Origin of the sequence: Ottowia thiooxydans DSM 14619 (assembly GCF_000422885.1) — a bacterium.
GTDB lineage: Bacteria > Pseudomonadota > Gammaproteobacteria > Burkholderiales > Burkholderiaceae_C > Ottowia > Ottowia thiooxydans.
Genome location: NZ_AUGX01000011.1, coordinates 97,857 through 111,885, shown reverse-complemented (window position 1 = coordinate 111,885; position 14,029 = coordinate 97,857). Strand labels below are relative to the sequence as shown.

General features: G+C 59.8%; 11 protein-coding genes. 8 read left to right on the top strand and 3 right to left on the bottom strand.

The features are described 5' to 3' along the window. Positions 1-89 precede the first annotated feature (89 nt). From G518_RS0109945 to G518_RS0109925, 5 genes are read left to right on the top strand one after another with little or no spacing between them, the layout of a single operon-like run. Positions 90-473 (top strand): Zn-ribbon domain-containing OB-fold protein, encoded by a 384-nt coding sequence (locus G518_RS0109945; RefSeq protein WP_028602406.1) that lies wholly within the window; start codon positions 90-92, stop codon positions 471-473. Further along, entirely contained in the window at positions 473-1,630 is a 1,158-nt protein-coding gene (locus tag G518_RS0109940) for a thiolase (RefSeq protein WP_028602405.1), read from the top strand. Before G518_RS0109945 ends, G518_RS0109940 begins: the two co-directional genes overlap by 1 nt. 12 nt (positions 1,631-1,642) lie before the next feature. Further along, positions 1,643-2,419, top strand: coding sequence for an SDR family NAD(P)-dependent oxidoreductase (locus G518_RS0109935; protein WP_028602404.1), 777 nt, complete (start codon positions 1,643-1,645; stop codon positions 2,417-2,419). A gap of 18 nt (positions 2,420-2,437) precedes the next feature. Beyond that, positions 2,438-3,595, top strand: coding sequence for an acyl-CoA dehydrogenase family protein (locus tag G518_RS0109930; protein ID WP_028602403.1), 1,158 nt, complete (start codon positions 2,438-2,440; stop codon positions 3,593-3,595). A gap of 12 nt (positions 3,596-3,607) precedes the next feature. Beyond that, positions 3,608-4,585: an acyl-CoA dehydrogenase family protein gene (locus G518_RS0109925; protein WP_028602402.1), complete on the top strand. Its 978-nt coding sequence runs from the start codon at positions 3,608-3,610 to the stop codon at positions 4,583-4,585. Positions 4,586-4,662: 77 nt separating this feature from the next. Here the strand turns inward: G518_RS0109925 and G518_RS34575 are convergent, their stop codons facing one another. Further along, a complete protein-coding gene (locus G518_RS34575; RefSeq protein WP_051236337.1) occupies positions 4,663-5,487 on the bottom strand; it encodes an IclR family transcriptional regulator in 825 nt (274 codons plus the stop codon). A 19-nt stretch (positions 5,488-5,506) separates the two neighbouring features. Next, entirely contained in the window at positions 5,507-6,730 is a 1,224-nt protein-coding gene (locus G518_RS0109915) for a CaiB/BaiF CoA transferase family protein (protein ID WP_028602401.1), read from the bottom strand. A gap of 197 nt (positions 6,731-6,927) precedes the next feature. Between G518_RS0109915 and G518_RS34570 the strand changes: the two genes are divergently transcribed. The 3 genes from G518_RS34570 to G518_RS0109900 all read left to right on the top strand — a co-directional run bounded on the left by G518_RS34570 (position 6,928) and on the right by G518_RS0109900 (position 10,737). Continuing rightward, positions 6,928-8,709: an acyl-CoA dehydrogenase family protein gene (locus tag G518_RS34570; RefSeq protein WP_211231695.1), complete on the top strand. Its 1,782-nt coding sequence runs from the start codon at positions 6,928-6,930 to the stop codon at positions 8,707-8,709. A gap of 49 nt (positions 8,710-8,758) precedes the next feature. Further along, the gene (locus G518_RS0109905; RefSeq protein ID WP_028602400.1) at positions 8,759-9,748 is read left to right on the top strand and encodes a Bug family tripartite tricarboxylate transporter substrate binding protein; all 990 of its coding nucleotides are present in this window, start codon (positions 8,759-8,761) and stop codon (positions 9,746-9,748) included. Between the two features lie 86 nt (positions 9,749-9,834). Continuing rightward, positions 9,835-10,737, top strand: a complete 903-nt coding sequence (locus G518_RS0109900; protein ID WP_028602399.1) for a LysR family transcriptional regulator — start codon at positions 9,835-9,837, stop codon at positions 10,735-10,737. 75 nt (positions 10,738-10,812) lie between these two features. Here G518_RS0109900 and G518_RS0109895 read toward each other — a convergent pair whose 3' ends face one another. Beyond that, positions 10,813-14,028 carry a 4Fe-4S dicluster domain-containing protein gene (locus tag G518_RS0109895; RefSeq protein ID WP_028602398.1) on the bottom strand — a complete coding sequence of 1,072 codons (3,216 nt, stop codon included), beginning with the start codon at positions 14,026-14,028 and terminating at the stop codon, positions 10,813-10,815. Between the last annotated feature and the right edge of the window lies 1 nt (position 14,029).

Here is a 14,029-nt window from a genome sequence, read left to right as displayed (position 1 = left end):
ATGAAAACGGCGTTAAGGCACCTCGATGCACTCGATTTGACCCGCATCCTTGCCGGCCCGTGGGCCGCGCTTGATGGAGGAGACTATTCATGACTGAGATCCGACCCGAGCAGGAATTCTTCGCACACCTGGCACGAGGAAAATTCATGCTCCAGCGTTCACGCAGCAGCGGCAAGTGCTGTTTTTATCCCCGTGTGGCCGAACCCGTCACGGGGGCGCGCGATCTCGAATGGGTGGAGGCCTCGGGCCGCGGCACCGTTCATGCCACGACCGTGGTGCGCGTCAAACCACCACAACAAGCTTACAACGTGGTGCTGGTGGACTTGGAAGAAGGTCCACGCGTGATGAGCCGTGTCGAAGGGTTGGCCCCTGAAGCGGTCTACATCGGCATGAAGGTGCAAGCCCGTATCGGGTCGCAGGACGAGCGCCCTCTCCTGTTGTTCGACATGGCCGCAGACACAGGAAACAAGTGATGAAAGAAGACAAATTCCCGCGCGGAAAATCGGCCATCGTGGCAGCCGCCACCTATGGCATAGGCGAGTCCTCGGGCCGCAGTTCCATGGACCTCGCGGTGTCGGCCAGTTTGAATGCGCTCGATCAGGTTGGTCTCAAACCCGCCGATGTGGACGGCCTGTTCATTGGTCTGCCCGATGACTTCCTGTCGGGCCTGACCTTTGCCGAATACTTGGGGCTACAGCCCCGGCTGACCGAAAACAACCGCACCGGAGGCTCGGCCTTTCTGACACATGCCATGTGGGCAGCTCTGGCCATCGAGGCCGGACAATGCGACGTGGCGCTGATTGCCTACGGCAGCAACCAGCGCACCGCGGCAGGCGGACTGGTCAGCGCGATGCGGCCGTCGGCCTATGAAGCGCCTTTCAAACTCGGACGCCCGGTAGGCGCCTATGCGCTGGCGACTTCGCGTTATATGCACGAATATGGTTTGAAACGCGAACAACTCGGCGAGGTCGCCCTGGCCGCGCGGCGCTGGGCTCAGCTCAACCCCGATGCCTTCATGCGTGACCCGCTCACGATGGAGGATTACCTCAAGGCTCGCATGGTGTCGGACCCCATCAGCGTGCGCGACTGCTGCCTGGTAACCGACGGTGCAGCGGCTGTGGTCATGGTGAGTGCCGAGCGTGCCAAACACCTGGCCAGACGGCCGGTCTACCTGCTGGGCGCCGCCGCAGCCACCGACCACCGCGACATCACCTCCATGCCCGACCTGACCACCACGGCAGCGGTCTCCTCCGGCGCACGCGCCTTTGCCCAGGCTGGTGTCAAACCTGCCGATATTGACGTGGTCGAGGTCTATGACGCCTTCACCATCAACACCATTCTGTTCCTGGAAGACCTGGGCTTTTGCAAAAAGGGCGAAGGCGGTGCTTTTGTGGAAAACGGTCGTATTGCCCCGGGCGGCGCTCTGCCCGTGAACACCAATGGCGGCGGCCTGTCGTGTGTTCATCCAGGCATGTACGGACTGTTCACCATGGTCGAAGCGACACAGCAACTGATGGGGCAAGCCGGCGAGCGCCAGGTGAAAGACGCACAACTGGCCGTGGCCCACGGCAACGGCGGCGAACTCTCCAGCCAGGCCACGTTGGTACTGGGCACCGAAGAGACACTTTAAGAAAGAACTGTCATGAATGACGAATCCCTCTCACTGAAAGACAAAAGCATTGTGGTGACTGGCGCCGCCCAGGGTATTGGGCGTGCTATTGCCGATCTGGCCTTGAAGCTGGGCGCCACGGTGACGGCGGTAGACCTCAACGCCGGCGCGCTGGAGGCCTTCCGCGACGAAGCCGGCAAAGACCGCGTGTTGCCCATGATTGGGAGTGTGGCCGAAATTGAATTTGCACAACGCACCGTGGACGAAGCGGTCACCAAGTTCGGCGCCGTCCATGGTCTGGTCAACAACGCTGGCATCACCCGGCCCGCCATGATTGAAAAAATGCGTGTCGAAGAGTGGCAACAGGTTATCGACGTCCATCTGTCAGGCTCCTTCTATTTTTTACAGGCCGTGGGCCGTCACATGCTGACGCGTTCACGCGCTGGCGACAAGGCTGCAGGCTCCATCATCAATATCTCGTCCGACGCCGGCCGGCGCGGCACCATAGGCCAGATCAACTACGGGGCTGCCAAGGCCGGCTTGCTAGGCCTGACCATGTGTGCCGCACGCGAGTGGGCCAAGTACAACGTGCGCGTGAACACCGTAGGTTTTGGCGTGGTGGAGACGCCCATGACCGAAACCATACGCAGCGAAAAATTTGCCGACACCTACCTCGCACAAATCCCACTCGGGCGCTGGGCCGAAGCGGTGGAAGTGGCCCGTCCGGTCTGCTTCCTGCTGTCGGATGCCGCGTCCTACATCACAGGTCAACATTTATCGGCCAACGGTGGTTACACCATCGGCGTCTGATCCCCGCAGGAGAATTCCTTGAGCAACCTGTTATCGGCGTTCCGGCTCGCCGCACTCCCCGCTGCTGCTGAGGCGTTTCGCGCCGAGGTGAAAGCATTTCTCGCATCCAGTTTTGAGACCACACCACCAGACATCCGGGCTCGCTCATGGATGGGATTTGATGCCGCCTTCAGCAAAAAACTGGCGGCACGCGGCTGGGTAGGTGTGACCCTGCCCGCCCAATACGGTGGTGCCAGTCTGGATGCCTATTCGCGTTTCGTTCTGGTCGAAGAACTGCTGACCGCCGGCGCACCAGTATCAGCCCACTGGATAGCCGATCGCCAGAGCGGCCCCCTGATCCTCAAGTTCGGTACGGAAGCGCAGCGCCAGTTCTATTTACCAAAGATATGTGCCGCAGAGGCCTTTTTTTGCATAGGTATGAGTGAGCCCAACGCCGGCTCGGACCTCGCCAGCGTTGGCACGCGTGCAACCCGCGGCGAAAGCGGCTGGCGCTTGAACGGTCGAAAAATCTGGACGACCAATGCGCAACACTGCCACTACATGATTGCCCTGGTGCGTTCCTCCGGCGAAGCGCAGGACAGACAACAAGGTTTGTCTCAATTTATTATCGACCTGAGCTTGCCGGGTGTGACGATACGACCCATCCATGACCTGGCAGGGGATGCCCATTTTTCCGAGGTCTTTTTTGACGACGTATTGCTGGCCGACGATGCCTTGATCGGCCAGGAAGGCAGCGGTTGGGCCCAAGTCAACGCCGAGCTCGCCTTCGAGCGCAGTGGCCCAGAACGTATTTACTCCAGCATCGTGCTGCTGGAACACTGGATTCGGTGCTTGCGCCGTATGCCGGGCGCCGCTGTCCACGCCGAGACTATCGGGCGTTTCGCCACACACTTGACGACCTTGCGCAATATGTCCATCGCCGTCACCAGCAAACTGGTCAATGGTGAAAGTCCCATCGTTGAAGCGGCGCTGATCAAGGACATAGGCACCGAGTTTGAGCAAAACATCCCGGCCGTTCTAGAGGCCGCCATCGCCATGGACCCCAATGCGCCCGTGGACGCCGACCTCTACCGCACCGTGGCTTATGTGAGCCAGATTGCACCCACGTACTCGCTGCGTGGCGGCACGCGCGAGATCCTGCGCGGCATGATCGCGCGTGGTCTGGGCTTGCGCTAAGAAAGAAAAACCATGTTTGCAGAAGCCATAGAAGACATTCTCAAGAACCAGTGCACGCCGGCCGCCGTGCGGGTCATCGAAGCCGGCGGCTCACCCACGGCATTGTGGGAAGCGGTCGCGGGCGCAGGATTTCTAGAGCTGCTGGCAGCTGAAGTTGACGGCGGAGCCGCCCTGTCCCTAGCCGAGCTGTTTCCGGTTCTGAGCTGTTTGGGACGTTACGCGGTTCCGCTGCCGCTGGCGCAAACGATTGTGGCCCGCGCCCTGTTGGATGCCCAGTTGCCGGCGCCCGCCGGCATGATCACGCTGGCCGCCGCCTTTCGCCGCGAAGCGGATGGCGCCATCACTTGCACATTGACGCCCTACGGCATGCTGGCCGACTTCGTGCTCGCCAGCGACGGCGACGCCCTGCTGCTGCTGCCTTGCGCAGCGGGCCAGCGCCAAGGCACGGGCGTCAAACACAACCTGACGGCCACGCTAACCTGGCCCGATGCCAGCAGTGCCATGCGCGCGCCACGCGGCGGCAGCATGCTGGCTGCCTTCGGGGCGGCCTTACATGCGGCCTTGCTCAGCGGCGCGATGAACCGCGTCTTCGACATGACGCTGCAGTACTGCAACGACCGTGTTCAGTTCGGAAAATCGCTCGGGAAATTTCAGGCCGTGCAACACCAGTTGAGCGTGATGGCGGAGCATACCGCTGCCGCCTCGATCGCAGCCGAAGCCGGCTTTCAGGGAAATGGAAAGACCCCCTCGCTGCTGGCCAGTGCCATCGCCAAGTCACGCACAAGTGAAGCGGCCGCGCTGGTAGCCGCAACCGCCCATGCCTTGCATGGCGCCATCGGGGTGACCCAAGAATACGACCTCCAGCTGTTAACCCGTCGCCTGCACGAATGGCGCATGGCCCATGGATCAGAGGCTTACTGGAACACGCTGGTTGGCCAACATGTACTCGCCAGCGAGTCGTCGCTCTCTGACTTTGTCCGCACCATCTAAGTTTTTACTGGCGAGGCCGCTGTGCCGGGCTCCGCCGCCTATATGTGCGTAGGCACCATGGTGCCCACCAAAAATACTCAGCGCTTCCGGCCTCGGCCCAACAAGTTCATGGTGCCGGAATCCTTGAAAGCCTGCTCGATTTCTGCTGCTGTCCTGATCAGCAGCGGCGCGATCGTTTCGGTGATGTGTTTGGGCGTCAGCTGTTTGGCCGAACCGCCGCAGGTCAGGACCATGGTACGGCCAAAGTCCTTCAGGTAAAGCGGAACCGCAACACCAGTGACACCTTCGCGCCATTCATGGATGGAGGTGCAATAACCCTGCTCGCGGTATTCTTCCACCGCTTTGGCGGTGGCACCCCCCAGCTCTTGCGCATCACGCTTCTTGCTTTTGCTCAAGTGGTGGATGATCTTTTTCTGTTCCGAGACGCTGCAGGAAGCCAGGTAGGCCCGGCCCATGGCAGTGGTGTCCAGGGCCATATGTGCCCCGACCTCCATAGGTTTGGCCAGGGTATTGCGGCCCATCACAGTCTCGACAATCAACATGCCGTAATCCTCACAGGCCGCCAGCGCCACCAGACTGTTGGCGCGTTCCGCCAGTTCCTTCATATGCGGAAGAATCAGCGGACGCATCGCCATGCCACCCAACATGGCATAGCTCAGCGACAACACTTTCGGTCCCAAGCGGTAAGCCGCATGGCGGCTGTCGTATTCGAGATATCCCAGTTTGACTAGCGTATGGGTCAGGCGTGACACCGAAGAGCGCGGCAACTCGCTGTACTCCGCGAGTTGGCCATTAGTCAAAAGCGGCCGGCTGACCCGGAAACATGCAAGGATCAGCAGCCCGCGTGACAGCGCGTTGACCAGTTGTCGATCAGGGGTGCTTACGGGTGCCGAGTCATTCATATCTCAGCGACGGTGATCGCTAAATGATTTTTTTCTCACGCAAGGTTAGCAGAGTTTCCGGGGGCAATCCCAGCAATTCACCCAACACTTCGTCAGTGTGCTGACCCAGACGCGGCGGGGCCATGTCGGTGCGAACAGGTGTCTCGGACAAACGAATCGGGCTGGTGACTGTCGACACCACATGCCCGTCCGGATGGGCGATATCGGTCTTTAATTGCCGGGCCTGGACCTGCGGATCGGCAAACACTTGCGAGTAGTCATTGATAGGTGCGCAGGACACGCCGTGCTCCTCGAGCAAAACCAGCAGTTCATCCCGTTTCCAGCGCAGCAGCGCCTGGGCAACCTGGGGAATCAGCCGCTCACGATGGACCAGGCGCTGCGGCGTGGTCAGGAAGGATTCATCACGCCCCAGCTCCGGCAGGTTCATCGCGCGGCAGAATTTTTGCCACTGCCCATCGTTGGCAATCGCCAGAATGATTTGCCCGTCGCTGGTAGAAAACACGCCATAAGGCACGGCATTGGCATGGGCGTTTCCATAACGATGCGGCAACTTGCCGGTGGCGAAAAATCCCGCGATCTGGTTCGATCCAAAGGCGACAATGCAGTCGAGCAACGCTGTATCGATGTATTGACCAACACCGGTTTCGGCCCTGTGCACCAACGCGCCCAACACAGCCACTGTGGCGTACATACCGGTGGTGATGTCCGCCACGGCAATACCGACTTTCTGCGGCCCACCGCCCGGCAATTCGTCCTTCTCGCCAGTGATGCTCATCAGACCGCCCATGCCCTGAAAAACAAAGTCGTAGCCGGGGCGATGGGAATACGGTCCATCCTGGCCAAAACCTGTGATGGAGCAATAAATCAAGGCTGGATTCACCTTTTTCAGGCTTTCATAATCCAGGCCATAACGCTTCAAATCACCGACCTTGTAGTTTTCAACCACCACATCACAGCTCTCGGCCAGGGTGCGAATCAACTGCTGGCCGGCGTCCGTTGCGATGTCGACGGTGATGGATTTTTTTCCACGATTGGCTGAGGAGAAATAGGTGGAGTCCGGCAGGTTGCCGCCCCGGCCATCCGCCAGCCAGGGTGGTCCCCAGGTCCGTGTGTCGTCGCCCACACCGGGGCGCTCCACCTTGATCACCTCGGCGCCCAGATCCGCGAGATTTTGCGTACACCACGGGCCCGCCAGGATGCGGGTCAGGTCAAGGACGCGAATATGAGAAAGAGCACCTTGCATGGTCGGCTTCGCTAAAGGTTGAGGAACTGGAACGGCTCATAGTGTGCGTGCAGTGTCTGAAAAATCAACGCCCCTTTCCGCTGTGCGGAATGCTCCTTGCGCTTTCAAGCCGTCTGCCTAGACTGGCTCCCAACAGGCTTCTAGGCCTCGAGCCATGAGCCCATCTCCCCCTACTGACCACCGATAAGGACGATGACGTGACCTCTGTATTTAGTTCTCCCAAGGCGCCGGCGCTCGACAGGGCGGGCGCAGTTTCCGCGGAAACACTGGTCGCCCCTGACTGTCGTGGCCTGAACTTCCATACGCTTGATCCAGCCCTCTCCGAGCTGCTGGCGCTGCGTTTGCCCAGCGAGGTGCTGGACTTCATCACCCCTCACCTGCACAAGCTGGGGCAAGTCGCGGGCAGCCGACTGGACGAGCTGGCCATGGCCGCCGACAAGAACAAACCCGTGCTCCGCCCCCGCACCCGCTTTGGCGCCGACGAGGACTGGGTCGACTACCACCCGGCTTACCGCGAGATGGAAAAAATCGGCTACACCGATTTCGGCATCCATGCCATGTCACGCGCCAAAGGAGTGCTGGGCTGGCCAACACGTTACCTGCCGCTGGCGAAATACGCCTTCCAGTATGTGTTTGTGCAGGCTGAATTTGGCCTGATGTGCCCAATCAGCGTGACCGACAGTTCGACCTTTCTGATCGAGCGGTATGGCGACGAAGAACTCAAGGCGCGTTTCCTGCCGGGTATGACCAGCACCGACCCCAGCAAGATCCTCAAGGGCACGCAGTTCATGACGGAGCGCACCGGCGGCTCGGACATTGGCACCAACCGGCTGCAGGCGGCGCATGATGGCCAGCACTGGCGCCTGACAGGCGACAAATGGTTTTGCTCGGCGGTGGATGCCGACGTGGCCTTGGTGCTGGCCAGGCCGGCGGACGGCCCGGACGGCACCAAGGGACTGGCACTGTTTGCCGTGCCACGCCACCTCGACGACGGCAGCCGCAACACCTACCGCATCGCACGCCTGAAAGACAAAATGGGCACACGTTCCATGCCCAGCGGGGAGGTGCTGTTCGAGGGTGCCGTGGCCTATCTGGTCGGAGATGTCCACCAGGGCCTCAAACAGATGCTGGACCAGGTCAACTTGTCGCGCCTGTCGCACGGCGTGCGCGCGGCGGCGATGATGCGCCGCTGCTGGAACGAGGCCATGGTGGTGTCCAACTACCGCATCGCGTTTCGCCGCCGCCTGATCGACCACCCCCTGCACCGCCGCCAACTGATGAAGCTGCTGCTGCCCACGGAACAGGCTTTGTCCATGTTTGTACATGCCGCCGACGTCATGCATCGCGCAGACAGCGGAGACCTGCGCGCGCAACTGGAGTTGCGCATGCTCACGCCGCTGTTCAAGTTCCGCGCCTGCCGGGACAACGTAAAGGTGGCGACTGGCGCGATGGAAGTTCGTGGCGGAAACGGCTACATCGAGGATTTTGTCAACGAACGCCTAGTTCGCGACTCGCACATTGGGGTGTTGTGGGAAGGCACCAGCAACATCAACGCGCTTGACGCAGTGCAACGCGCTGCAGGCAAGGAAGGCGCTCATAACGCCCTGGCGGAATCGATGGCCGACTGGCTGCGGCTGTCACTCGGCATTCCGGCTCCGTTGCTGAACCTCCTCAGCGCCGCGATCGAAGAAGCGCGGGCATTGATGGACCAGAGCGCGGCAACCCTGGAGGGTGAAGTGGACAGCCGCGAGGCCGCCTCACGCATGTACCACGCTGTCACCGCCGCCCTGCTGGCGGGTGAAGGTGCCCGTATCGGCCAACAAGGCGGCGACGCACGCCGCCTGTTGATCAGCCGGCAAGTTTTGCTGCACCGCCTGCAAAGTGGTGTCAAAGACGTCCAACGCGACAACGAAATAGAAAAGCTGCTGCTGCAGTCCGACCCCGTGTCGCTGGCACTGGCCCAGTCCCTGGTCAGCTGAGCGCCGCGCAAGCGGCAGATGACAACAATAACCCTTCATGGAGACACTGATGACACCCCTGACATTTCGCAAGATGCGCCGCCTTTTGTGCGTGACCGGCCTCGCCGCGCTCGCGCTGCCTTTCGCCCACGCACAGACCGACACCTACCCCAACCGCGTGATCCGGCTGGTTGTGCCTTATGCCAGCGGTGGTCCAACCGACCAGCTGGCGCGCTCACTGGGCCAGCGCATGCAGGAGAGCCTGGGCCAGCCTGTCATCATTGAAAACAAACCGGGGGCCGGCAGCATTCTGGGTGTGGACTATGTCGCCAAGTCGCCGGCGGACGGCTACACCCTGCTGTTTACCGCCAGCGCAGCCCTGGTCGTCAACCCATCCCTCAATCCCAAGTTGCCATATCAGGTCAAGGACTTCGCACCTGTCTCCAGCGCCGGCTCCTACACCATGTTTCTGGCGGTCAACCCAAAGTTGCCGTTCAACTCCGTTAGCGAACTGATCAGTTATGCCAAACGCAACCCCGGCAAACTCTCCTTCGGTTCGGCCGGCAACGGCACCTCCAATCATTTGTCTGGCGAGCTGCTAAAGAAAATGGCAGGCATTGACCTCATGCATGTGCCCTACAAAGGCAATGCGGCAGCGATGACGGATGTGATGGGCGGGAATATCTCGATGATGTTTGATCTCCCGGCCACTACGTTGCCCCACGCCCGTGCCAGCAACATCAAGCTGCTGGGCACTACCGGCCTGGACAAGAGCCCGCTGGCTCCCCAGGTCCCCACCATTGCGAGCAGCGGTGTTCCGGGTTACGACGTCACCTCCTGGTTCGGTGTCCTGGCACCGGCCAAAACCCCGCCAGAGATTGTCCAAAAGCTCAGCAGCCTGATCGTCACCATTCTGAAAGATCCTGACATCAGCGCCAAGCTGGCCGGCCAGGGTTACGAAGTTTTCGGCAGCACGCCCAAAAAACTGGCGGACATGATCGCGGTAGATACCAAACTCTGGGCCGATCTGGTCCGGGAGGCGAACATCAAACTGGAATAATAAGTGAGTGAGCTTAGGGAACGCATGGACGTAACTCAAGACGTTCTCGGCTATCCTGATCGCATTAATCGATCAGAGGATGAAGCATGACACTCCAGCAGCTGAAGGCCTTTGTCGAAGTTCTTGATCACGGGAGCTTCAGAAGGGCTTCTGCGCAACTTGGCGTTTCCCAGGCGGGCCTCACTGGGAGTCTCCAGGCACTTGAATCCGGACTCGGTGTACAACTCATAGAACGATCGACCCGCGGTTTGCGCCTCACTCCTCATGGCGAGAAGCTACTTCCACGTGCGCGCATGATCCTACGGGAAGCCGCTATTGCTGAATCAGAGCTCCGGGTGTCCAGCGATAACATCGACGGCCCGCTGTACGTTGGACTTGGGCCCACTCCGACCGCAGTATTTCTTCCACTAGTCGCACCGCATTTTCACCGCGCCCTTCCCTCCGTGAGACTGCATCTGCGGATCGGCTTTCATCAGCAACTGCAACCAGCACTTCAGCGGAGCGAAATTGAGATCGCAATCACTGCAGTGCCAGACCAAGGGGTCGCACCGGGTCTGATAATGAGGCATCTTTTCGATAGCCAGTTGCAGGTAGTCTGTCGGAACGAACATCCCCTGGCCGAGGCCACATCGCTAAAGGAACTCACGAGTGCAGAATGGATTCTCCTGGGACCACCTGGTGGACCTGGAAGCTCCATCATGCGAGTCTATGATGAGAATGAGCTCGCGGCCCCTGCCGTTGCTGCAACATGCGAATCGTTCACTCAACTTGCTGCGCTTGTAGGCTCCACAGATTGGTTGGCATTGGCACCCTCCAGACTTGTTGAAAAGGGGCTTTTGGGCAGCAACATCCGCGCCATGGACATCCAGGAACGTTTTCACGGATCGTCCAACGCACTCATCTATCGCGCCGATTTGCCCCTTTCAAGACCAGCGTCAGCTTTTGCCGCCATGTGCGAGTCGATGTCACGAGTCCTAATGCGTGATTAGTGCTGACGGTTTGCTGCGCGCTGAAGGGTCAGGAAACGTGGCCGCGGCTGTCACCGATCGATGACAGGGCAAGGACTAGAGATTCAGGACGATCTCGCCGTCGGCTGTGGCTGCTCGGGAGCAGCACGTAATCATCTTCACCTTGCGCTGCTCCTTGCTAAGAACAAAATCGCGATGATCTACATCGCCTGAGAGATAGGGAACTGCGCAGACGCCGCAGAGACCATCACTGCATTTCACGTCTACTTGAAGGCCCGCGCTAGCGAGCGCCTGCACGGCGTTTTGCGTAGCGCTCACAGGAATGATTTGGCCTGTGCTGCCCAGACGCAGCTTGAACGGGAGCTTTTCCCGCTCGTCCATCTCAGGCACGGAGAAGTACTCTCGATGCAAGGAGCTTTCGTCCCATCCGAAGGTGGTAGCCGTGTCAAACACAGCATCCATAAATGCAGCTGGACCACAGGTGTAGACGTGATCGCCAGGAACATACTCGCGCAGCACATCTGCAATATCCAACCGCCGCTCATCGCTGAAGTGAAAGTGGACGCGATTCGACCATGCTACTGACTCGAGTTCCTGAATGAAAGCGGCCTGTGCTCGTGTCTTCGCTTTGTAGTACAGGACAAAGTCTTTACCGGCGGTATAGAGTTCATGCCCCATCGCAATCAGCGGAGTGACCCCAATTCCCCCGGCCAGAAGAAGATGCCGGCGTGCCTCCCGCATCACCGGGAAATGGTTTCTGGGCGTGGAGACGACTACTGGAACCCCAGGTCGAAGCATCTGGTGGATTTTCAAGGAGCCACCCCGGCCTTGATCCTCCCTCAGAATGCCAAGTACATACTTGGTGCGATCAGCGGGATCTCCGGCCAGGCTGAACTGCCGAATGAACTCGGGCGTAATCGTCACGTCGACGTGCGCGCCTGCATCGAACTTTGGCAACGGCAATCCGTGCGCAGAGACAATCTCGAAGAGGTCAATTTTTCCATCTTTCGAGCTTGCCCAGCGTCGACTGACTTTTGCGACGACGACAGGTGGCTCTTCGGTAAGGCGCCGCAAACCTGGAACCAAATTGTCCGTGTCACCGGAAGCGATGCGCGCTTTGTACGCGTCTGGTGTCGGGAGATTCTTGTACGCCTCTATACCTGCTTCGCGATCAACTCTGCTCGGCATGGGCAATGGCAGAGGAGCGAGGGGGGCCGGGTAGGCGGCGAGCGTCTGGTCTTCATACTTCAGCCGAATATGCTTGTTGAGGCCCCGGACGTTCACTTCCTTCGCGGCGACCACGCTACCGTTGCGCTCGGTCGTGATGTCCCACCACCATTTTTTCCTGGGATTGATCTCCCCCCGATTGAGGTAGTCGTCAAGCTTTGCCAGCCACTGGGCGGCCACGGGAATATGCATCGCAGCCCACCTAAAGGGCTTTTCCTGAACAAGTCCGGCAAGATTCCATGGGCAAGCTTTCATGCATCGACCGCACATTGAGCCTGCCAGATTCGTCATCCGGTACCGCGTACATTTCTCGACGTCGGCCTTCCAGATCTCGTAGCCGTTGAACATCACTTTCGGTCCGGCCGAGATGGCGCCTGAGGGACACTCGCGCGCACACTTGTTGCAAGATTCGCAGAAATTCTGCAGCCCAAAGTCGATGGCCTTGTCCGGCTCGATGGGGAAATCCGTGGTCATGACCCCCGTCTTGCTTCTTGGACCAAGGAACGGATTGAGGATGGTCTCGCCGATCCGGCTCACCTCTCCAAGGCCCGCCAGCAGAACGAGTGGTGTCTGTATAACGTCACTGTCTGCCGCAGAATGAGCCGTGGCGTCGTATCCAAGGCGTCTAAGGTGATCGGCAAGAACGCTACACACCAAGCCCGCACGCATGTAGGTTCGCATGGATTGCGCGCTTGAAATCCAGTCGTCACCGGACGCGCCTTCCATGGTATCGAAGCCCTGGTCAATCATCACCGTAGCTGCAAAGGGATGCGCCACCGGCATCTCCGTGCCGTCCTGGCGATGCGAATACCAGACCCAATCGGGTGCGCGCGAAACGCCCGCAATGTCCGCGCCAAGAAAGTGCAGGGTTGCCTTGACCAAGTCCGCATTGTTCTTGCGATCTGGAAACGCAAGCTTGCGCTTCGCGGGCTCGCCTCGCTGAAGCACCGAATAGACGTTCAGTGCAAGTCTTAGAGCCGCCGCCAGGGGTGCCTTAGCTACGGAATAGCCGTCCTTTGAGGCTTCCTGGGGAGCTTTTCCGAGATCGCCAAACGCCGCACGCAGGAAGAATTCGCTGCTTTTCGGAACGCGCGGAATGCGCGCCTCGTCGATAAAGGTCGTTGTCTCCTCGACCCGCTTGAGGGTTTCGACCGGAAAGCGGCTGTTCCGATATTCCCGCGCGCCAAACTCACGGAAATTCCACTTATTCTTTGGGCTCGACGAGCCCAGCCACCAGCTCGGACCCTTCGCCCTAAAGGACTCCAGAAAGGATGGCGGAGCCAGCGGCAGGTCCGGATCAAGTGCCATATCCGTCGTCACTGCTGCGAGCGCGAATCTGTCACCCACAAACGGGTTCAAGATACGTCCTTGTTCGGAACGCGCCAGACCGGACGACACCGCGAGCCTGAGCAGGTTCACGTCGGTCGTTGTCGCCGTGTGGCTCCTGGCGCTAAAGCCGAGAATGCGAATGTAGTTGGCCAGGACCGCGGCTGTTTCAGCTGCCCTCAGCGCGGCGCGCCATTGCTGCATTCCCACGATCCAGTCTGCTCCTGGCTCCCCGGCCTGGGGATCGCGAGGAAACTCGACCATCAAAACAAGCGCGTGCGTGTGATGCTCGACGCCCTGCTCGCACAGGTCCATCGACCGCTTCATCTGTCGCAAAACGGCGTTCGGGTTGAAGCGAAGCCGGAGCTTGGTCTCGGATTGCTCGTATGTTGCCGTGCGAAACGTGGGATGCTCGATACGGAGATCGAGCAAATGCTCGCGTTTGAGTTCGCTGACGCCGGCAATTGAAGTGTCGAGGAAGTACGCAGCTGACTTCAGATGGCGTGCGCGTTCCATTGCATCCGATGGAATTTCACCTAGTTCCTTGTTGTGGTCTCCTTCCCTCACTTGGTCGAGAGCGCACATGAATCTGCTGACGGAATCTGCCAGCGTGAATTCCAATTCGTTTGACGCGGGGGGTTGCAGGGCGCCCGTCTCTCGGATCGGTGGCTGGGTGCTTGAGCCCGCTCTGCGCGAAAGCCGTTCACTGGGGTATGCACCGTCATGCACGGCGCGTTGTGTGTGGGAAAAAATTCGCATC

Excerpts from the sequence above, each read along its gene's own strand:
- G518_RS0109945 (WP_028602406.1), top strand. The coding sequence starts at position 90 with ATGACTGAGATCCGACCCGAGCAGGAATTCTTCGCACACCTGGCACGA.
- G518_RS0109940 (WP_028602405.1), top strand. The coding sequence starts at position 473 with ATGAAAGAAGACAAATTCCCGCGCGGAAAATCGGCCATCGTGGCAGCC.
- G518_RS0109935 (WP_028602404.1), top strand. The coding sequence starts at position 1,643 with ATGAATGACGAATCCCTCTCACTGAAAGACAAAAGCATTGTGGTGACT.
- G518_RS0109925 (WP_028602402.1), top strand. The coding sequence starts at position 3,608 with ATGTTTGCAGAAGCCATAGAAGACATTCTCAAGAACCAGTGCACGCCG.
- G518_RS34575 (WP_051236337.1), bottom strand. The coding sequence starts at position 5,487 with ATGAATGACTCGGCACCCGTAAGCACCCCTGATCGACAACTGGTCAAC.
- G518_RS0109915 (WP_028602401.1), bottom strand. The coding sequence starts at position 6,730 with ATGCAAGGTGCTCTTTCTCATATTCGCGTCCTTGACCTGACCCGCATC.
- G518_RS0109905 (WP_028602400.1), top strand. The coding sequence starts at position 8,759 with ATGACACCCCTGACATTTCGCAAGATGCGCCGCCTTTTGTGCGTGACC.
- G518_RS0109900 (WP_028602399.1), top strand. The coding sequence starts at position 9,835 with ATGACACTCCAGCAGCTGAAGGCCTTTGTCGAAGTTCTTGATCACGGG.
- G518_RS0109895 (WP_028602398.1), bottom strand. The coding sequence starts at position 14,028 with ATGCGAATTTTTTCCCACACACAACGCGCCGTGCATGACGGTGCATAC.